We start from the raw sequence: 19,698 nt of genomic DNA on the forward strand, positions 1-19,698 counted from the left end.
TTGAAAAAGATTCGTAATTTGTATCTTGTGGTTGATAATTATACAGAACCATCGGATATGGAGACGGGTTTCCCTTCTGAATAAAGGTCTTCGTGGTTATACTTCTGCTATTAATTTTCTCTGAGAGCATGCATTGTGAATTTACTGACAGTAAGCACTGATCTCATCAGTATTTTTTTATTCACAACACTGTTTCTTTTCTTTGCGCGTAAGGTCGCAAAAAAGATTGGTTTAGTGGATAAACCCAACTTTCGCAAACGGCATCAAGGATTGATCCCGTTGGTTGGGGGGATTTCGGCTTACGCTGGTATTTGCTTTACGTTTGTGATTGCTGATTATTACATCCCGCATGCGTCTCTCTATCTGGCTTGCGCCGGCGTGCTGGTTTTGGTTGGTGCGCTGGACGATCGTTTTGATATCAGTGTAAAAATTCGCGCAACTATCCAGGCCGCGATCGGCATCATCATGATGTCGGTTGGCAAACTCTATCTTCTTAGCCTTGGGTATATTTTTGGCCCCTGGGAGATGATTCTTGGTCCGTTTGGCTATTTGCTGACGCTGTTTGCCGTCTGGGCGGCAATTAATGCTTTCAATATGGTGGACGGCATTGACGGCCTGCTAGGTGGGCTGTCCAGCGTTTCATTCGCGGCGATGGGGTTTATCCTGTGGTTCGATGGGCAGACGAGTCTTGCCGTATGGTGTTTTGCGATGATCGCCGCCATTCTGCCTTATATTCTGCTGAACCTGGGCGTTCTTGGGCGTCGTTATAAAGTCTTCATGGGTGATGCCGGTAGTACGCTGATTGGTTTTACCATCATCTGGATCCTGCTGGAAACCACGCAGGGCAAAACACATCCTATAAGCCCGGTTACCGCACTGTGGATTATCGCCATCCCGTTAATGGATATGGTGGCAATCATGTACCGGCGTTTGCGTAAGGGCATGAGCCCGTTCTCAGCCGATCGCCAGCACATTCATCATTTGGTGATGCGGGCAGGGTTTACTTCCCGCCAGGCATTTGTTCTGATTACGCTGGCTGCGGCCGTGCTGGCATCGATCGGTGTGCTGGCTGAATATTTCCGTTTAGTTCCGGAATGGGCCATGCTGGTGCTGTTTTTAATGGCATTTGGCCTCTATGGATACTGTATCAAGCGTGCCTGGAAAGTGGCGAGATTTATCAAGCGAGTGAAGCGCAGACTGCGAAGAATTCGTGAAGGCAAACCAAACTTAACCAAGTGAATTGAGGATGCGATGACACAACCATTACCGGGGGAAGACGCCATGAGCGCTGAAAATGAACTGGATATCCGTGGGTTGTTTCGTACCTTATGGGCAGGGAAGGTGTGGATTGTCGGTATGGCGCTCGCATTGGCACTTGTTGCTCTCGCCTACACTTTTTTCGCCCGTCAGGAGTGGAGCGCAACGGCTATTTCAGACAAGCCTACGGTCAATATGTTGGGGGGGTATTATTCTCAACAACAGTTCCTGCGCAACCTGGATATTAAGGCCAGCCTCGCGTCAACGGACCAGCCGTCGGTGATGGATGAAGCCTATAAAGAATTTATCATGCAGCTTGCCTCCTGGGACACGCGTCGTGAATTCTGGCAGCAGACTGATTACTATAAGCAGCGTATGGTCGGAAACAGTAAAGCCGATGCCGCGCTGCTGGATGAACTGATCAATAACATTCAGTTTATGCCTGGTGATGCACTGCGGAACACCAATGACAGCGTGAAGCTTATTGCGGAAACGGCACCAGATGCCAACAATCTGCTGCGCCAGTACGTGGCCTTTGCCAGCCAGCGTGCAGCACGTCATCTGAATGATGAGCTGAAAGGCGCATGGGCTGCGCGGACGGTGCAAATGAAAGCGCAGGTCAAACGGCAGGAAGAGGTAGCAAAATCGATTTTCTCTCGTCGTGTTCATAACATTGAACAAGCGCTCAAAATTGCTGAGCAGCATAATATTTCGCGTACTTCTACTGATGTTCCCGCTGAAGAGTTACCTGATTCTGAGTTGTTTTTACTCGGACGTCCTATGCTACAGGCGCGACTCGAAAACCTGCAGTCTGTTGGCCCAGATTTTGATATGGACTATTTTCAAAACAGAGCCATGCTGAACACACTGAACGTAGGGCCGACTCTGGATCCACGTTTTCAGACCTATCGTTATTTGCGGACGCCGGAAGAACCGGTAAAACGTGATAGCCCACGTCGTGCCTTCCTGATGATTATGTGGGGCATCGTTGGGGCCCTGATCGGTGCTGGTGTCGCGTTAACCCGTCGCCGTTCGCTTTAGCAATACCGTTGCAGTGAGGGGCTGGGCTCTCACTGCCAATCCGAAGAGAATCGATGTGAAAGTACTGACTGTATTTGGTACGCGACCGGAGGCCATTAAGATGGCTCCTCTGGTTCATGCGTTGGCTAAAGATCCTGATTTCGACGCGAAAGTTTGCGTCACTGCACAGCATCGGGAGATGCTCGATCAGGTATTGCACCTCTTTTCCATCGTACCTGACTACGATCTCAATATTATGCAGCCAGGTCAGGGACTGACAGAAATTACCTGTCGAATTCTGGAAGGATTAAAGCCAATCCTCACTGAGTTCAAACCTGATGTGGTGCTAGTCCACGGTGATACAACAACGACCCTTGCTACCAGTCTGGCCGCGTTTTATCAGCGTATTCCGGTGGGACATGTTGAGGCCGGGTTGAGAACTGGCGATCTCTATTCTCCCTGGCCGGAAGAGGCAAACCGTACACTGACCGGACGCCTGGCAATGTATCACTTTTCCCCCACTGAAAATTCACGCCAAAACCTGCTGCGTGAAACCATTCCGGATGATCGTATTTTTGTCACGGGGAACACGGTTATTGATGCGTTGATCTGGGTTCGCGATCGTGTACTGGGAAATGAAGCGCTGCGCGCTGAACTGGCTGAGCGCTATCCTTTCCTGGATGCTGATAAAAAGATGATCCTGGTGACCGGTCATCGTCGGGAAAGCTTTGGTCGCGGTTTTGAGCAAATCTGCCATGCTCTGGCGGAAATTGCGGCGGCTAATCAGAATGTACAGATTGTCTATCCGGTACACCTGAACCCCAACGTTAGCGAGCCGGTAAATCGTATTTTGGGTCACGTTGATAACGTGATGCTAATTGAACCGCAGGACTATCTGCCGTTCGTCTGGCTGATGAATCATGCCTGGCTTATCCTTACCGATTCTGGCGGGATTCAGGAGGAAGCCCCTTCTCTGGGCAAACCTGTGTTGGTGATGCGCGAAACAACGGAACGGCCAGAAGCTATTACCGCAGGCACAGTACGTCTGGTTGGGACTGACCCTCAGCGTATTGTGGCAGAAGTCACGCGCTTGCTGCATGACGAAAATGAATATCAGACCATGAGCCGCGCCCATAATCCGTATGGTGATGGGCAGGCGTGTGGCCGCATTTTACACGCGTTAAAAAATAATCGGATATCGCTATGAGTTTTACGACCATTTCTGTCATTGGGCTGGGTTATATCGGACTGCCAACGGCGGCCGCTTTTGCTTCCCGTCAAAAACATGTTATTGGCGTAGATGTAAATCAGCATGCGGTGGATACCATTAACCGCGGTGAAATCCACATCGTCGAACCCGATTTGGGTGCTGTGGTGAAAACGGCTGTCGAAAATGGCTTTCTGCGTGCGGTTACGGCACCTGTCGAAGCAGACGCTTATCTGATTGCTGTGCCGACCCCCTTCAAGGGTGAGCATGAACCCGATATGGTCTATGTTGAAGCCGCTGCGAAGTCGCTTGCACCGGTGTTGAAAAAAGGGGCGTTGGTGATCCTTGAATCGACGTCACCCGTCGGGGCAACGGAACAGATGGCAGCATGGCTTGCAGAAATGCGCCCTGACCTGACTTTCCCGCAGCAGACGGGGGAACAGGCTGACGTGAACATTGCTTATTGTCCGGAGCGCGTGCTGCCAGGCCAGGTGATGGTTGAACTGATTAAAAATGACCGTGTGATTGGCGGAATGACCCCCGTCTGTTCTGCGCGCGCCAGCGAACTGTACAACATCTTCCTCGAAGGTGAATGCGTGGTGACTAACGCCCGCACCGCAGAAATGTGCAAGTTGACCGAGAACAGCTTCCGCGATGTCAATATCGCCTTTGCTAATGAACTGTCGCTGATTTGCGCCGATCAGGGGATTAACGTCTGGGAGCTGATCCGTCTGGCAAACCGCCACCCGCGGGTTAATATTTTGCAGCCTGGACCTGGCGTCGGCGGACACTGTATCGCGGTCGACCCGTGGTTTATTGTGGCGCAGAACCCGCAGCAGGCGAGATTGATCCGCACCGCGCGCGAGGTAAATGACAGTAAGCCTCATTGGGTTGTCGATCGGGTAAAAGCCGCTGTAGCAGATTGTCTGGCGGAGACCAATAAACGTGCCAGCGAAGTAAAAATTGCCTGTTTTGGTCTGGCATTCAAACCGAATATAGATGATTTACGTGAAAGCCCGGCAATGGGAGTGGCGCAAAGTATCGCACGCTGGCACAGCGGCGAGACGTTGGTGGTGGAACCGAATATTCATCAGCTGCCGAAAAAACTGGATGGCCTGTGCCAACTGGCGCAACTGGATGCTGCGTTGGCAAGTGCTGATGTGCTGGTGATGCTGGTTGACCATAATGAATTTAAAGCGATTAAAGCCGATGCGGTTCACCAGCAATATGTGGTTGATACCAAAGGAGTCTGGCGCTAATGAAACGAATTCTGGTTACCGGTGGTGCAGGATTTATCGGCTCAGCGGTTGTGCGTCACATCATTAATGAGACTCAGGATGCCGTGGTAGTGGTTGATAAGTTAACCTATGCCGGAAACCTGATGTCGCTGGCGCCGGTTGCACAGAATGCCCGTTTTGCCTTTGAACACGTGGATATCTGCGATCGCGTAGCGCTCGACAACGTGTTTCAACAGTATCAGCCGGATTGCGTGATGCACCTGGCGGCAGAAAGTCATGTTGATCGTTCTATCGATGGTCCCGCCGCATTTATTGAAACCAATATTGTCGGGACCTACACATTGCTGGAAGCCGCTCGCGCATACTGGAATGTGTTAACCGATGATAAAAAGCAGGCGTTTCGTTTCCACCATATATCAACCGATGAGGTGTACGGCGACCTGCATGCTACGGATGATTTCTTTACCGAAACGACGCCGTATGCACCGAGTAGTCCTTATTCCGCGTCAAAGGCTAGCAGCGATCATCTGGTTCGGGCCTGGTTGCGTACCTACGGGCTGCCAACGTTAATTACTAACTGCTCCAACAACTATGGGCCCTACCATTTCCCGGAAAAACTGATCCCGCTGATGATACTCAATGCACTGGCGGGAAAACCTCTACCGGTGTACGGCAACGGACAGCAGATTCGTGACTGGCTGTATGTGGAAGATCATGCCCGGGCGCTCTATTGCGTCGCGACAACAGGCGCGGTTGGCGAGACCTATAATATTGGTGGTCATAACGAGCGTAAAAACCTGGAAGTGGTCGAAACGATTTGCAGCTTGTTGGAAGAACTGGCGCCGCAAAAACCACAAGGTGTCATGCGGTATCGTGAATTGATCACCTATGTTGACGATCGCCCAGGCCATGATTTGCGCTATGCCATTGATGCGTCAAAAATTGCGCGTGAACTTGGCTGGGTGCCGCAGGAAACGTTTGAAAGTGGGATGCGTAAAACCGTGCAATGGTATCTGACAAATGAGGCATGGTGGAAACCCGTGCAGGATGGCAGTTACCAGGGTGAGCGTTTGGGGCTGAAGGGCTAACAGCCTGGTTTTGGCACCCGGAGGAGAGATCATATGAAAGGTATCATTCTGGCTGGTGGCTCAGGTACTCGCCTGTACCCCATTACGCGCGGCGTATCGAAGCAGTTATTGCCTATTTACGATAAGCCCATGATCTATTACCCGCTATCGGTACTGATGCTGGCGGGAATTCGCGAGATCCTAATTATTACGACACCGGAAGATAAAGGGTATTTCCAGCGTTTGCTGGGGGATGGCTCTGAGTTCGGTATTGAATTGCACTATGCAGAGCAGCCCAGTCCGGATGGTTTAGCACAGGCGTTCATTATTGGTGAAACGTTCCTTAACGGCGAACCGTCATGTCTGGTGCTTGGGGACAACATCTTCTTTGGCCAGGGATTTAGTCCAAAATTACGCCACGTCGCCGCCCGCACGACAGGTGCGACGGTATTTGGCTATCAGGTGATGGATCCTGAACGTTTCGGTGTGGTGGAGTTTGATGACAATTTTCGGGCCGTCTCGCTGGAAGAGAAGCCGAAAGAACCAAAATCAAACTGGGCGGTGACAGGACTCTATTTCTACGACAGCAAGGTAGTGGAATACGCAAAGCGTGTGAAACCTTCTGAGCGTGGGGAACTGGAAATTACCTCCATTAACCAGATGTACCTTGACGATGGCAATCTGACCGTTGAACTGCTTGGCCGTGGTTTTGCCTGGCTGGATACCGGTACGCACGACAGTCTGATTGAAGCGAGCACTTTTGTGCAGACGGTAGAAAAACGTCAGGGCTTTAAAATCGCCTGTCTGGAAGAGATAGCATGGCGCAATGGCTGGCTGGATGATGAAGGCGTAAGACGTGCCGCCAGCTCTCTGGCTAAAACAGGCTACGGCCAATATTTGCTGGAGCTTCTCCGTGCCCGTCCGCGCCAGTATTGAGTCTCTGGATTGGGAAAATACGTTCTTTGGCGTGAATAGCGCCATCGTACGGTTTGACCCGCACGCACCGATCCTGACAGCAGAGGTCTTGCAGCGCTGGGAACGGGTGCAGGCAAAAATTCCTGCCGCAAATACGAATGAAATAGATGCGTTACAGCAGTTGGGTTTTTCGCTGGTAGAAGGAGAGATGGACTTTGTTCTGCCGGTTACGTGCGCCCGTGAAAATCCCGGAGCTCAGGTGGCACAAACTGCGGATATTCCGCTGCTGCGTCAACTGGCTGGAGAGGCGTTCGCCCAAAGTCGTTTCCGTGCACCGTGGTATCCCGTGGAGGCCAGTGCGCGTTTTTATGCACAGTGGATAGAAAACGCTGTGCTGGGCACGTTCGATCATCAGTGCCTCATTTTTCGCACACAGACAGGTGGGATTCGCGGTTATGTCTCACTCCGTGACGTCAATGATACTGATGCACGTATTGGCCTGCTGGCTGGTCGTGGTGCGGGTGCAGAACTTATGCAGGCTGCGCTTTGCTGGGCACAGGCTCGTGGTAAAACAACATTGCGGGTGGCGACCCAGATGGGCAACACCGCCGCGCTTAAACGTTATATACAGAGTGGTGCAAATGTGGAAAGCACCGCGTACTGGTTATACAGGTGACAAAATGATTCCATTTAACGCACCGCCGGTGGTGGGAACCGAGCTTGAATACATGCAGTCAGCAATGAGCAGCGGTAAGCTGTGTGGCGATGGTGGTTTTACCCGTCGTTGCCAGCAATGGCTGGAGCAGCATTTTGGCAGTGAGAAAGTGCTGCTGACGCCATCCTGTACCGCGTCACTGGAGATGGCGGCATTATTGCTGGACATCCAGCCCGGCGATGAAGTCATCATGCCCAGCTACACATTTGTCTCTACCGCGAATGCATTTGTGCTGCGTGGCGCAAAAATCGTCTTTGTCGATATCCACCCGGATACCATGAACATTGATGAAACGCTGATTGAAGCGGCGATTACCGAGAAAACCCGCGCTATCGTGCCGGTGCACTACGCCGGGGTTGCCTGTGAAATGGATACCATTATGGCGTTGGCGTCACAGTACAACCTGTTCGTGGTGGAAGATGCTGCTCAGGGCGTAATGTCGACCTACAAAGGCCGTGCACTGGGGACCATTGGGCATATTGGCTGCTTTAGCTTCCATGAGACCAAAAACTATACCGCAGGCGGTGAAGGCGGGGCGACGCTGATCAACGACCGTAAATTAGTTGAACGTGCAGAAATCATCCGTGAAAAGGGGACGAATCGCAGTCAATTTTTCCGCGGTCAGGTTGATAAATATACCTGGCGCGATATTGGCTCCAGTTATTTGATGTCCGATCTCCAGGCTGCCTATCTGTGGGCGCAACTGGAAGCGGCAGAGCGTATTAATCATCAGCGACTGGTACTGTGGCAGAATTATTATGATGCCCTTGAACCGCTGGCGCGCGCCGGGCGCATTGATTTACCCGTCATCCCGGAAGGGTGTGCGCAGAACGCCCATATGTTTTATATCAAGCTGCGTGATATTGACGATCGCACGGCGTTGATTAACTTCCTTAAAGAAGCCGAAATCATGGCGGTATTCCATTATATTCCGCTGCATGATTGTCCGGCTGGCGATAAATTTGGTGTGTTTTCCGGAGTCGATCGTTACACCACTAAAGAGAGTGAACGTCTGTTGCGTCTCCCGCTGTTTTACAACCTGTCGCCGGTTAACCAGCGCACAGTGATTACGACCTTACTCAATTACTTCTCCTGATATGTCACTGGCTAAAGCGTCCTTGTGGACGGCTACCAGTACGCTGGTAAAAATTGGTGCGGGTTTGTTGGTGGTAAAACTGCTGGCGGTCTCTTTCGGCCCGGCGGGTGTGGGCCAGGCGGGAAACTTCCGTCAGATGGTCACCGTGCTTGGCGTGTTGGCGGGCGCTGGGATTTTCAACGGCGTCACGAAATACGTTGCGCAGCACCATGATGACCCGGCGCGGTTGCGTAAGGTGGTGGGGACATCATCCGCAATGGTGTTGGGATTCTCTACGCTGATGGCGGTGATTTTTTTGCTGGCAGCAGCGCCTATCAGTCAGGGATTGTTTGGTCATACGCATTTTCAGGGGCTGGTACGCCTGGTTGCGCTGGTACAGATGGGGATTGCCTGGGCAAACCTGTTGCTGGCGTTGATGAAAGGGTTCCGCGATGCCGCAGGTAATGCGTTATCGCTGATTATTGGCAGCCTGGTCGGCGTCGTGGCCTACTACGGCTGCTATCGGTTGGGCGGATACGAAGGTGCCTTGTTGGGGCTGGCGCTGGTACCAGCGCTGGTAGTGGTGCCCGCCATGCTTATGCTGATAAAGCGTGGAACCATTCCTGTGCAATACCTGAAACCTTCCTGGGATAACGGCCTGGCAGGACAACTCAGCAAGTTTACGTTGATGGCGCTTATTACCTCTGTGACGCTACCAGTGGCATATGTGATGATGCGAAACCTATTGGCGGCGCAATACAGCTGGGATGACGTGGGGATCTGGCAGGGGGTGAGCAGTATCTCTGATGCCTACCTGCAATTTATTACTGCTTCATTCAGTGTGTATCTACTGCCAACACTGTCTCGCCTGACTGAAAAGCGCGACATCACGCGTGAAGTTATCAAGTCGCTGAAATTTGTATTGCCGGCAGTTGCTGCCGCGAGTTTTACCGTCTGGCTGTTACGTGATTTTGCTATCTGGCTGCTTTTCTCCGCTAAATTCACCGCCATGCGCGATTTGTTTGCCTGGCAACTTGTGGGGGATGTTCTGAAAGTTGGTGCCTACGTCTTCGGCTATCTGGTGATCGCGAAGGCCTCGCTGCGGTTTTATATTCTGGCCGAAATTAGCCAGTTCATTTTGTTGACGGCATTTGCCCACTGGTTGATCCCCGCGCACGGTGCTCTCGGCGCGGCACAGGCCTATATGGCAACGTACATCGTCTATTTTTCTCTTTGTTGTGGCGTGTTTTTACTCTGGCGTAGGCGGGTATGACTGTACTGATTCACGTTCTGGGATCGGATATCCCTCACCATAACCAAACCGTGCTGCGGTTCTTCAACGACGCGTTGTCTGCAACGGGTGAGCACGCGCGCGTGTTTATGGTTGCTGGTCAGGATACGGGATTAAGCGAGAGCTACCCGGCGTTATCACTGAGTTTCTACGGCGGAAAGAAGGCGCTGGCAGAGGCCGTTATCGCCAGAGCTAAGACGGATCGCCAGCAGCGTTTCTTCTTTCATGGGCAGTTCAACACCAGCCTGTGGCTGGCATTGCTGAGCGGGGGGATTAAACCTGAGCAGTTTTACTGGCATATCTGGGGCGCCGATCTGTATGAAGTCTCGAGTGGCCTGAAATTCCGTCTGTTTTACCCGATTCGTCGAATGGCGCAAAACCGCGTGGGTTGTGTCTTTGCCACGCGAGGCGATCTGAGCTATTTCGCTGAGCAGCATCCGCGTGTACGTGGGGAATTGCTCTATTTCCCAACGCGTATGGATCCGTCGCTGAACAATATGAGTAATGAACGCCAGCAATGCGGGAAAATGACGATCCTGGTCGGAAACTCTGGCGATCGCAGTAATGAGCATGTAGCCGCGCTACGCGCTATTCATCAGCAGTTTGGTGATACGGTGAACGTGATTGTGCCAATGGGTTATCCGGCAAATAATGCAGGCTATATTGATGAAGTACGCCAGGCAGGTCTGGCATTATTTAGCGCCGATAATCTGCAAATTCTCAGTGAAAAGCTGGAGTTTGATGCCTATCTGGCACTACTGCGTCAGTGCGATCTGGGTTACTTTATTTTTGCCCGTCAACAGGGGATTGGTACATTGTGTCTGCTGATTCAGGCGGGGATTCCGTGCGTGCTCAACCGTGAAAACCCATTCTGGCAGGATATGGCAGAGCAAAATATCCCGGTTCTGTTTACGACAGATGTACTCAATGAAGGTATTGTACGCGAAGCGCAGCGCCAGCTGGCATCGGTTGATAAAAGTGCAATTACTTTCTTTAGCCCGAATTATCTGCAACCGTGGCATAACGCGCTGCGCATTGCCTCAGGAGAAACCGTATGAGTCTGATGCAATTCAGCGGTCTGCTGGTGGTGTGGCTACTCTCTACTTTGTTTATCGCCACGCTGACCTGGTTTGAATTCCGACGCGTGCGGTTTAACTTCAATGTCTTCTTCTCGTTGCTGTTTTTATTGACGTTTTTCTTTGGTTTTCCGTTGACCAGCGTGCTGGTCTTTCGCTTTGATGTGGCGGTGGCCCCGCCGGAAATTCTGCTGCAGGCGTTGCTGTCTGCTGCCTGTTTCTACGCAGTGTACTATGTGACCTATAAAACACGCCTGCGTAAACGGAGCCTGGAGAGAACGCGCAGACCGCTGTTTACCATCAATCGCGTTGAAGCCCATTTGACCTGGATTATCCTGATGGCGATTGCGCTGGTGAGCGTGGGCATTTTCTTTATGCACAACGGTTTCCTGTTGTTCAGGCTGCAATCCTATAGCCAGATTTTCTCCAGTGAAGTCTCCGGGGTGGCTCTGAAACGCTTCTTCTACTTCTTCATTCCGGCGATGCTGGTGGTCTACTTTCTGCGTCAGGACAGCAAAGCGTGGCTGTTCTTCCTGGTGAGTACCGTTGCATTTGGTTTGCTGACGTACATGATTGTTGGCGGAACCCGCGCCAATATTATTATCGCGTTTGCCATTTTCCTGTTTATCGGCATTATTCGTGGCTGGATTTCGCTGTGGATGCTGGCCGCCGCGGGTGTACTGGGTATTGTCGGGATGTTCTGGCTGGCGCTGAAACGCTACGGGATGAACGTCAGCGGTGATGAGGCGTTCTATACTTTCCTGTACCTCACGCGCGATACCTTTTCGCCGTGGGAGAATTTGGCGCTATTGCTGCAAAATTACCACAATATTGAGTTTCAGGGACTGGCACCGATCGTCCGTGATTTCTACGTCTTTATACCGTCCTGGCTGTGGCCGGGCCGACCGGGCATTGTGCTCAATTCCGCGAACTATTTTACCTGGGAAGTGCTGAACAATCACTCGGGCCTGGCTATCTCCCCGACGCTGATTGGTTCGCTGGTGGTGATGGGCGGGGCCTTGTTTATACCGCTAGGTGCGATTGTCGTCGGCCTGATTATTAAATGGTTCGATTGGTTGTATGAATTAGGTAACCGGGAAACGAATCGCTATAAGTCAGCGATTTTGCACAGTTTCTGTTTCGGCGCCATTTTTAATATGATCGTTTTGGCACGTGAAGGGTTAGATTCGTTTGTCTCGCGGGTTGTCTTTTTCCTCGTGATTTTCGGCGTCTGTCTGTTGGTGGCAAAATTGTTGTACTGGCTGTTTGATAGTGCGGGACTCATCCATAAACGAATAAAGTCGGTGCCCCGGACACAGGTTGAAGGATCGTAATGACAGATAACACAACTGCGCCGCTGTATTCACTGCGCGGATTAGAACTGATTGGCTGGCGCGATATGCAGCATGCGCTGAATTACCTGTTTGCTGAGGGACACCTCAGGCAGGGGACGCTGGTAGCGATTAACGCCGAGAAAATGCTGACAGCGGAGGATAACCCAGAAGTTCGGACGTTGATCGAGGCAGCTGAGTTTAAATATGCGGATGGGATCAGCGTGGTGCGTTCCGTGTGTAAAAAATTCCCGCAGGCTCAGGTATCACGTGTGGCGGGGGCCGATCTCTGGGAAGCACTGATGGCGCGCGCCGGGAAGGAAGGAACGCCCGTATTCCTGGTTGGCGGTAAACCTGATGTTCTGACACAAACAGAGGCAAAACTGCGCGCACAATGGCACGTCAATATTGTTGGCAGTCAGGACGGCTATTTTACCGCCGATCAGCGTCAGGCACTGTTTGAGCGTATTCATGCCAGCGGCGCACAACTTGTTACCGTGGCGATGGGATCGCCGAAACAAGAAATTTTTATGCGCGATTGTCGCCTGGTCCATCCGCATGCGCTGTATATGGGCGTGGGTGGCACCTACGATGTGTTTACCGGGCACGTAAAGCGCGCGCCCAAATTCTGGCAGCGCCTGGGATTGGAGTGGCTGTATCGCTTGCTGCTGCAACCGAGTCGTATTACCCGCCAACTTCGTTTATTACGTTATCTCCGCTGGCACTATACCGGCAATCTCTGACATCACCTCTGCGTTGTTCAGTAGCGCGTTATGCTAAACGCGCTACTTATTCACAACATAATCGCTGCTTTCTCGCACAATCTATTCATTTTTTGAATGCTTTAATTGCCATTTAGACGATTTTAAGAAACCATTCGCAGCAATCATTGCAGTGCCGTGGTGTTTTTGGCGCCAACCGTAAAGCGGTCGGTGCTGAATGGCCTGTTATGGCAAAAAACGATGTACCCATAACGATAACCGGTAATACCGGAAACAATGCAAACACAACAAGAGGATCTATGGCAGAGAATAAATCTGAGCTACAGCGTGGGCTGGAGGCTCGTCATATCGAATTGATAGCCCTTGGGGGTACCATTGGTGTCGGACTGTTTATGGGGGCTGCCAGTACCCTGAAATGGGCTGGACCGTCGGTTCTGCTGGCGTATATCGTCGCTGGGCTGTTCGTCTTCTTCATCATGCGTTCCATGGGGGAGATGTTGTTCCTGGAGCCGGTCACTGGCTCATTCGCCGTTTACGCTCACCGTTATATGAGCCCCTTCTTTGGCTATCTCACCGCATGGTCATACTGGTTTATGTGGATGGCGGTGGGGATCTCGGAGATTACCGCCATTGGGGTCTACGTGCAGTTCTGGTTCCCGGAAATGGCGCAATGGATACCCGCGCTCATTGCGGTGGGTCTGGTGGCGCTGGCAAACCTGGCAGCAGTTCGCCTGTACGGTGAAATTGAGTTCTGGTTTGCCATGATCAAAGTGACCACCATCATTGTGATGATTGTCATTGGCGTAGGGGTTATTTTCTTCGGCTTTGGTAACGGTGGTCAGGCGATTGGCTTTGGCAATTTGACCGAACATGGCGGCTTCTTCGCGGGTGGCTGGAAAGGGTTCCTGACAGCACTGTGTATTGTTGTTGCTTCCTATCAGGGCGTGGAGCTGATCGGCATCACGGCAGGTGAGGCTAAAAACCCGCAGGTCACGCTACGTAGCGCCGTGGGTAAGGTACTGTGGCGTATTCTGATTTTCTACGTGGGTGCGATTTTCGTTATCGTCACTATCTTCCCGTGGAATGAGATTGGTAGTAACGGCAGCCCGTTCGTTCTCACTTTTGCCAAGATTGGTATTACCGCAGCCGCTGGGATTATCAACTTTGTGGTCCTGACGGCCGCGCTGTCTGGCTGTAACAGCGGGATGTACAGCTGTGGCCGTATGCTCTATGCGCTGGCAAAGAACCGCCAGTTGCCTGCCGCCGTTGGAAAAGTCTCGCGTCACGGGGTGCCGATCGCTGGTGTAGCGATTTCTATCGTGATCCTGCTGATTGGCTCGTGCCTGAACTACATCATTCCCAATCCGCAGCGGGTGTTCGTTTATGTCTATAGCGCCAGCGTGTTGCCGGGCATGGTTCCGTGGTTTGTGATCCTGATAAGCCAGTTGCGTTTCCGTCAGGCACATAAGGAAGCGATAGCCAGCCATCCGTTCCGTTCCATTCTGTTCCCGTGGGCGAATTATTTGACGATGGCATTCCTGATTTGCGTATTAATTGGGATGTACTTTAATGAAGATACCCGAATGTCGCTTTTTGTTGGCATTGGCTTCCTGTTGGCAGTAACGCTCATTTATAAGGTTTTTGGCCTGAATCGCCATGGTGTAGCCCAACAACTGGAGGAATAAGCGACAAAACGCACAAAGCGTGACCAAACGATAATTTATTTTAAAAAAGCACTAGACAGCAGACCGAGACCTCCGTAATATCCAGCCCCGCAACGGCGCTAAGCGCCCGTAGCTCAGCTGGATAGAGCGCTGCCCTCCGGAGGCAGAGGTCTCAGGTTCGAATCCTGTCGGGCGCACCATTTAGTAGGGTGCCAGAGCTGCGGTGGTTTTAATACCGCGTAAAAGATTTGCAGTGGTGGCTATAGCTCAGTTGGTAGAGCCCTGGATTGTGATTCCAGTTGTCGTGGGTTCGAATCCCATTAGCCACCCCATTAATTTAAAGTTGTGAAATGCGAAGGTGGCGGAATTGGTAGACGCGCTAGCTTCAGGTGTTAGTGTTCTTACGGACGTGGGGGTTCAAGTCCCCCCCCTCGCACCACGACTTAAAGAATTGAACTAAAAATTCAAAAAGCAGTAAAACGGCGAGTAGCGCAGCTTGGTAGCGCAACTGGTTTGGGACCAGTGGGTCGGAGGTTCGAATCCTCTCTCGCCGACCAATTTTGAACCCCGCTTCGGCGGGGTTTTTTGTTTTCTGTTCCTCACTTTTGTACCTCTTCTCCCCCAAATGTTATGAAGTCTTAAAAAGCCGCATTCCCTGGTTTTTACAGTGCAATCACCGCATACGCTGTGTAATAATATGCGTGTAGATGCTCATTCCATCTCTTATGTTCGCCATCAGGCCTCATAAACTCAGGAATGATGCAGAGCCGTTTACGGTGCTTATCGTCCACTGACAGATGTCGCTTTAGCTTCATCAAACACCATGGACATAACGTTGAGTGAAGCACCCATTTATGTTGTCATACAGACCTGTTTAACGCCTGCTCCTTACCGAGTGGGCGTTTTTTTTATGCATATACACGTCATCCTTCAGGCTGCTTCTCGAATGATGTTGCATACAGGGGTGGGCCCGGTAAGCAAAACGCCACCGGGCAAGAGAGAGTTACTGCTGAGGGTTGTTGCTCTGCAAGGTCAACATCAGACCGTCACGGCGCATGGTGGCCGCTTCTTCTGGCTGATGCAGTCTGTCCAGTGCGTCGGCAAGCCAGGCGTAGTCGTATGCATCCGGGCGTTGTTTAAGCGCGGCACGGAAGGCGAGCGTGGCTTCCTGCCATTCACCGTGTTTCATCAATGACTGACCAAGCGTACTCCACAGCAGTGGGCGGTCGCCCACCACTTTAATTTGCTGGCGAAGTACTTTTTCTATCTGTTCCGGGTTGTTAGTTTTCAGACGTGGGATCGGCAGCACCAGGCGGTCGTCATACTGACGTTTCAGACCGTCGATGATGATTTGCTGTGCCGTATCGTGATCGTCACACTCAATCAGATGTTCTGCCATCGCCACCTGAAGGGCAACCTGATGACGAGTCTTACGGCTCTGGTTTTTCCACCATGCGCGTAATCCCTCGCTGCCCTGATCGGCGCGAACCTGATCCATCAGACCCACCCATGCCTGCTGTTCCAGCATCGCACGGTGTTCTTCATCACCAACATGCGCTTTCGCCATTGATGGAATGATATCCAGCAAAGAACTCCACGCACCGGTGCGAATGTAAGCCTGTTCAGCCAGGCGCAAGACTTCCGGATGGCGTGGCGTCACTTCCAGCAGTTTGTCTACGCTGTGGCGTGCAGCATGATTTTCATTACGGGCCAGCTGCAAACGAACCCGGGCGATTTCGACCGGGATCGTATCATTTCCGGCGAGTTCGGCTGCGCGTTCAAGGTGTTGATTCGCCCGGGCTTCATCACCGCGCTGCTGAGCCGCTTCCGCCGCCAGAAGGTAATTCACCACCGGCTGTTCTGCGTGATCGGCATTTTTTGACATCAGCTTTTCAACCTGCTGATAGTCGCCTTCTGCCAGTTTAAGCAGCGCCTGCTCGGTCTGCTTACGTGCACGACGGCGTTTACGCCCCACAAACCAGCCGCGGGTATGCGCACCCGTACGGAATATACGGCGCAGCAGCCACTCAATCGCAAAAAGAATAACCATCGCGACGATCAGAATGATCACCAGACCCGTCACGCTGGTTTCGATGTTGTAGTTATCCGTCTGGATCAGAACATAACCCTGATGACCAGCAATCATCGGACCGACGACGATCCCGGCGATCAACAGCACAAAGAGTAATAATACTTTTAGCATCATTATTCTCCCTGCGGCGCGGTTGCCGGAGCATCTGCCTGAGATACTGGTGCAGGTGCGGCTTCAGCCGGTGATGTGGATGGCTGGGCCAGCAAATTACGCACGCGAGTCTGCATTAGCTTCTCAAGAATAACCTGGCTCTGAAGTGTTTCCGGCACGTCCATGCTGATGCTTTTCTGGCTCAGTTGATCGACCTCTTCAAGGAACGCTTTTGTCGCCGCATCGTCAGTGTCGTAATAGGCGCGAACCCACGTGGAGACATTTTCCAGCGCCTGGCGGTATGTTTCTTCCTGATGGCGAGGCACGGCTTGCGCCGCCACTAGCAGGCGTGAACGGATGTTCTCACGTAAGTAAACATCCTGGTTTGGCGCCAGTAGCGGGACGGCGGTTTCATCACGACGGCGAATGGTGATAAAGCTGTCCATAAAGTTCTGCCAGCTTTTTTGTAGATTGATGCGCCATTCGCTAATGGAGCTGGAAAGCTCGCTGCTGTCAGAATCCATCGGTGAATCATCGGTATCGTTATCAGCCAGACGCAGGTTATCAATTTGGTTAGCGAGCTGGTTTACCTTGAGGATAATGCCGTCATAGTCGACCTGAGTGACCGCAGAGAGGCTGGCGATGTCGTCGGTAATCGCGCGGCGAGCGGCAATTAAGCTGGGGTCATTCATGTCAGCCAGGCTGGCGTCGGCGCTTTTCAGCAACGCTGCGGCGGTGGTAACGTCCTGATCGCTCCATAATTTACGCCCCGCCAGTTTCACCAGAAAATCGGCCTGCGCCAGCAGCCAGGTTTTGGCATCACTTCCGGATATAGTGGCGATTTTTTGCTGAACCTCATCAAGCTGTTTGGCCAGCGCAGTCTGCTGGCGATTGGCGTCATCCAGCTGTGTTGCCTGCTGCTTAATAATTCCTTCCAGCTCGGTCTTTTGGGTTTCTTGCGCTTTTTGCAGCGCCATGAGTTGGTTTGCCAGCGCATCACTGGTTGCTGTCTGCGTAGTGGCCTGCTGTTTCCCCCAGCCATACAGCCCCACGCCTGCCGCCAGCGCAATAGCAATCGCTACAGCGCTCAGAATCAGTGCGGTACTGTTCTTACTCTTCTTCTCAGCGTTGTTGACTGGCTGTGATGTGGTGTCCACGGCCTCCCTGGTTTCTTCAACCACGGCGGAGGTTTTTTCTTGTTCCGTCATTATGGCATCCCATTATGAGAGTTATTGTAATGCGCGTAGTAGCGCATCGTTGTCGGCGTTATCAGCGACCTTAATATCTTGCCAGCCCAGTTCCTGGGCGAGGTTCGCCAGACGCTCACTGACGACCAGCAGCCGACAGCGTAGTAACCAGTGCTCACGATACCACTGCGGAATAAGTGACCAGAGCTGCTGTAGCATCTCTCCGCTGGTGACAACCACTGTCTTCACACCGCGTGATTGCCAGCGCATCGCTTCCTCTGCGCCATCGTAATGTTTTGCACTGCGTTGATAACATTCACAAAAATTAACATCGACTCCGCGCGTTATCAGGGTTTCACCGATCAACTCCCGACCACCGTTGCCACGTAAAATCAGCGCGCGTTTTCCCGCAATATTTTGTAATTCAGGTAATTGTAGCAAGACTTCGCTAATTTCCCGATCCAACGGATAGTGAATATTGCATCCACTCACGGTGTGCAACGCCAGCGCTGTTGTCCGGCCGATGGCAAAATAGCGCGGGAGAGTGGACCAACTTACCCCTTGCCGCTGAAGCTCGGCATCGGCAAAGGTCACGGCGTGCTGTGAGAGGGCAAAAACCAGATCGTTTTCGGTGAGCGCCGAAAGACGGGGGGCAAGCGTTGGCAGTTCCCGGCCCGGCGCGAACTCAATAAGCGGAAAGCTCCAGGCCACCTGCCCCAGTGTGCGCAGACGGCTCACTAACTCTTCCCCTGCGGGAGATGGGCGGGTGACCAGAATACTCATGCGGGGGCATCTCCGTTATAAACTTCAGCCAGAATGGCGCGTGCACCGTTTTCCAGCAGCTCTTCTGCCAGAGATATACCCATTTTTTCCGCATCCTGTGCTGTGCCACGACGTTCTCCACATACCATCTGTGAACCATCTGGCGCACCGACTAACGCGCGTAGCCAAATCTCACCGTTGATGAGTTCCGCATAACTACCGATAGGAACCTGACATCCCCCCTCCAGGCGGGTGTTCATGGCGCGTTCTGCTTTTACGCGCAGGGCTGTTTCTTCATGGTTGAGTGGCGCTAACAGTGCCTGAGTGCGCTGATCGTCGAGTCGACATTCGATACCCACAGCGCCTTGTCCGACCGCAGGCAGAGACACTTCTGGCGCCAGCGCTGCGCGGATTCGTGACTCCAGCCCTAAGCGTTTTAATCCAGCGACGGCCAGAATAATGGCGTCGTAGTCACCGTTGTCCAGTTTGCTCAGGCGAGTACCTACGTTGCCGCGTAGCGAGCGGATGATGAGATCCGGGCGCTGTTTTGCCAATTGGCACTGGCGACGTAAGCTGGACGTTCCAACGATGCTACCCGCTGGCAACTCATCCAGTGTGTTGTATTTATTTGAGACGAAAGCATCACGCGGATCTTCACGCTCGCAAATAGTGACCAGCCCAAGACCTTCAGGAAATTCGACCGGCACATCCTTCATGGAGTGCACGGCGATATCTGCGCGTTTTTCCAGCAGTGCGACTTCCAGCTCTTTAACAAACAAGCCCTTACCCCCGACTTTTGCCAGTGGGGTATCCAGAATCACGTCGCCACGGGTCACCATGGGAACCAGTTCAACGACCAGATCGGGGTGGTTTGCCATTAAGGCGTCTTTGACATAATGTGCCTGCCAGAGCGCAAGGGGGCTTTGGCGTGTGGCAATTCTCAAAACATTGTCTAACATGCTTGTTACCGTCATTATCAATCATTGACC

The 19,698-nt window shown here is 52.2% G+C and carries 17 protein-coding genes and 4 tRNA genes; 17 read left to right on the forward strand and 4 right to left on the reverse strand.

The genetic code is table 11. The features are described 5' to 3' along the window. Positions 1-135 precede the first annotated feature (135 nt). The 17 genes from wecA (at position 136) to ACLJXE_RS21930 (ending at position 15,135) form a co-directional block, all read left to right on the forward strand. Positions 136-1,239: a UDP-N-acetylglucosamine--undecaprenyl-phosphate N-acetylglucosaminephosphotransferase gene (gene wecA / locus ACLJXE_RS21850; protein ID WP_005133353.1), complete on the forward strand. Its 1,104-nt coding sequence runs from the start codon at positions 136-138 to the stop codon at positions 1,237-1,239. Positions 1,240-1,251: 12 nt separating this feature from the next. Beyond that, positions 1,252-2,298, forward strand: a complete 1,047-nt coding sequence (gene wzzE, locus ACLJXE_RS21855; protein WP_410752006.1) for an ECA polysaccharide chain length modulation protein — start codon at positions 1,252-1,254, stop codon at positions 2,296-2,298. Between the two features lie 55 nt (positions 2,299-2,353). Beyond that, on the forward strand, positions 2,354-3,484 hold the full coding sequence (wecB, locus tag ACLJXE_RS21860) for a non-hydrolyzing UDP-N-acetylglucosamine 2-epimerase (RefSeq protein WP_410752007.1): 1,131 nt from the start codon (positions 2,354-2,356) through the stop codon (positions 3,482-3,484). Next, entirely contained in the window at positions 3,481-4,743 is a 1,263-nt protein-coding gene (gene wecC / locus ACLJXE_RS21865) for a UDP-N-acetyl-D-mannosamine dehydrogenase (RefSeq protein WP_410752008.1), read from the forward strand. Before wecB ends, wecC begins: the two co-directional genes overlap by 4 nt. After that, complete coding sequence (rffG, locus tag ACLJXE_RS21870; protein WP_286629780.1) at positions 4,743-5,810, forward strand: dTDP-glucose 4,6-dehydratase; 1,068 nt, start codon at positions 4,743-4,745, stop codon at positions 5,808-5,810. The genes wecC and rffG overlap by 1 nt, the downstream gene beginning before the upstream one ends. Before the next feature lie 33 nt (positions 5,811-5,843). Then, complete coding sequence (rfbA, locus tag ACLJXE_RS21875; RefSeq protein ID WP_271440999.1) at positions 5,844-6,725, forward strand: glucose-1-phosphate thymidylyltransferase RfbA; 882 nt, start codon at positions 5,844-5,846, stop codon at positions 6,723-6,725. Beyond that, a complete protein-coding gene (gene rffC / locus ACLJXE_RS21880; protein WP_410752009.1) occupies positions 6,703-7,380 on the forward strand; it encodes a dTDP-4-amino-4,6-dideoxy-D-galactose acyltransferase in 678 nt (225 codons plus the stop codon). The genes rfbA and rffC overlap by 23 nt, the downstream gene beginning before the upstream one ends. Before the next feature lie 4 nt (positions 7,381-7,384). Continuing rightward, positions 7,385-8,515: a dTDP-4-amino-4,6-dideoxygalactose transaminase gene (gene rffA, locus ACLJXE_RS21885; protein ID WP_040230067.1), complete on the forward strand. Its 1,131-nt coding sequence runs from the start codon at positions 7,385-7,387 to the stop codon at positions 8,513-8,515. 1 nt (position 8,516) lies between these two features. Next, positions 8,517-9,767 (forward strand): lipid III flippase WzxE, encoded by a 1,251-nt coding sequence (gene wzxE / locus ACLJXE_RS21890; RefSeq protein WP_410752010.1) that lies wholly within the window; start codon positions 8,517-8,519, stop codon positions 9,765-9,767. After that, entirely contained in the window at positions 9,764-10,843 is a 1,080-nt protein-coding gene (locus tag ACLJXE_RS21895; protein WP_410752011.1) for a TDP-N-acetylfucosamine:lipid II N-acetylfucosaminyltransferase, read from the forward strand. The genes wzxE and ACLJXE_RS21895 overlap by 4 nt, the downstream gene beginning before the upstream one ends. Continuing rightward, a complete protein-coding gene (wzyE, locus tag ACLJXE_RS21900; RefSeq protein ID WP_286629774.1) occupies positions 10,840-12,195 on the forward strand; it encodes an ECA oligosaccharide polymerase in 1,356 nt (451 codons plus the stop codon). Before ACLJXE_RS21895 ends, wzyE begins: the two co-directional genes overlap by 4 nt. Further along, positions 12,195-12,935, forward strand: a complete 741-nt coding sequence (gene wecG / locus ACLJXE_RS21905) for a lipopolysaccharide N-acetylmannosaminouronosyltransferase (RefSeq protein WP_410752012.1) — start codon at positions 12,195-12,197, stop codon at positions 12,933-12,935. Before wzyE ends, wecG begins: the two co-directional genes overlap by 1 nt. Positions 12,936-13,213: 278 nt before the next feature. Beyond that, the gene (gene thrP, locus ACLJXE_RS21910) at positions 13,214-14,599 is read left to right on the forward strand and encodes a bifunctional threonine/serine APC transporter ThrP (protein ID WP_410752013.1); all 1,386 of its coding nucleotides are present in this window, start codon (positions 13,214-13,216) and stop codon (positions 14,597-14,599) included. A gap of 102 nt (positions 14,600-14,701) precedes the next feature. Continuing rightward, positions 14,702-14,778: transfer RNA gene (locus ACLJXE_RS21915), tRNA-Arg, on the forward strand. 56 nt (positions 14,779-14,834) lie between these two features. Continuing rightward, positions 14,835-14,910: transfer RNA gene (locus ACLJXE_RS21920), tRNA-His, on the forward strand. Positions 14,911-14,930: 20 nt separating this feature from the next. Further along, positions 14,931-15,017: transfer RNA gene (locus ACLJXE_RS21925), tRNA-Leu, on the forward strand. 41 nt (positions 15,018-15,058) lie between these two features. Then, positions 15,059-15,135 (forward strand) — tRNA-Pro (locus ACLJXE_RS21930). Between the two features lie 446 nt (positions 15,136-15,581). On the opposite strand, the gene hemY is transcribed toward ACLJXE_RS21930, so the two are convergent. From hemY to hemC, 4 genes are read right to left on the reverse strand one after another with little or no spacing between them, the layout of a single operon-like run. After that, complete coding sequence (gene hemY, locus ACLJXE_RS21935; protein WP_410752037.1) at positions 15,582-16,781, reverse strand: protoheme IX biogenesis protein HemY; 1,200 nt, start codon at positions 16,779-16,781, stop codon at positions 15,582-15,584. A gap of 2 nt (positions 16,782-16,783) precedes the next feature. Next, positions 16,784-17,968: a uroporphyrinogen-III C-methyltransferase gene (hemX, locus tag ACLJXE_RS21940; RefSeq protein WP_410752014.1), complete on the reverse strand. Its 1,185-nt coding sequence runs from the start codon at positions 17,966-17,968 to the stop codon at positions 16,784-16,786. Positions 17,969-17,989: 21 nt separating this feature from the next. Continuing rightward, on the reverse strand, positions 17,990-18,730 hold the full coding sequence (gene hemD / locus ACLJXE_RS21945; protein WP_410752015.1) for a uroporphyrinogen-III synthase: 741 nt from the start codon (positions 18,728-18,730) through the stop codon (positions 17,990-17,992). Continuing rightward, the gene (hemC, locus tag ACLJXE_RS21950; RefSeq protein ID WP_410752016.1) at positions 18,727-19,668 is read right to left on the reverse strand and encodes a hydroxymethylbilane synthase; all 942 of its coding nucleotides are present in this window, start codon (positions 19,666-19,668) and stop codon (positions 18,727-18,729) included. The genes hemD and hemC overlap by 4 nt, the downstream gene beginning before the upstream one ends. Between the last annotated feature and the right edge of the window lie 30 nt (positions 19,669-19,698).

Source organism: Citrobacter sp. U14242 (assembly GCF_046555775.1).
Classification (GTDB): domain Bacteria; phylum Pseudomonadota; class Gammaproteobacteria; order Enterobacterales; family Enterobacteriaceae; genus Citrobacter.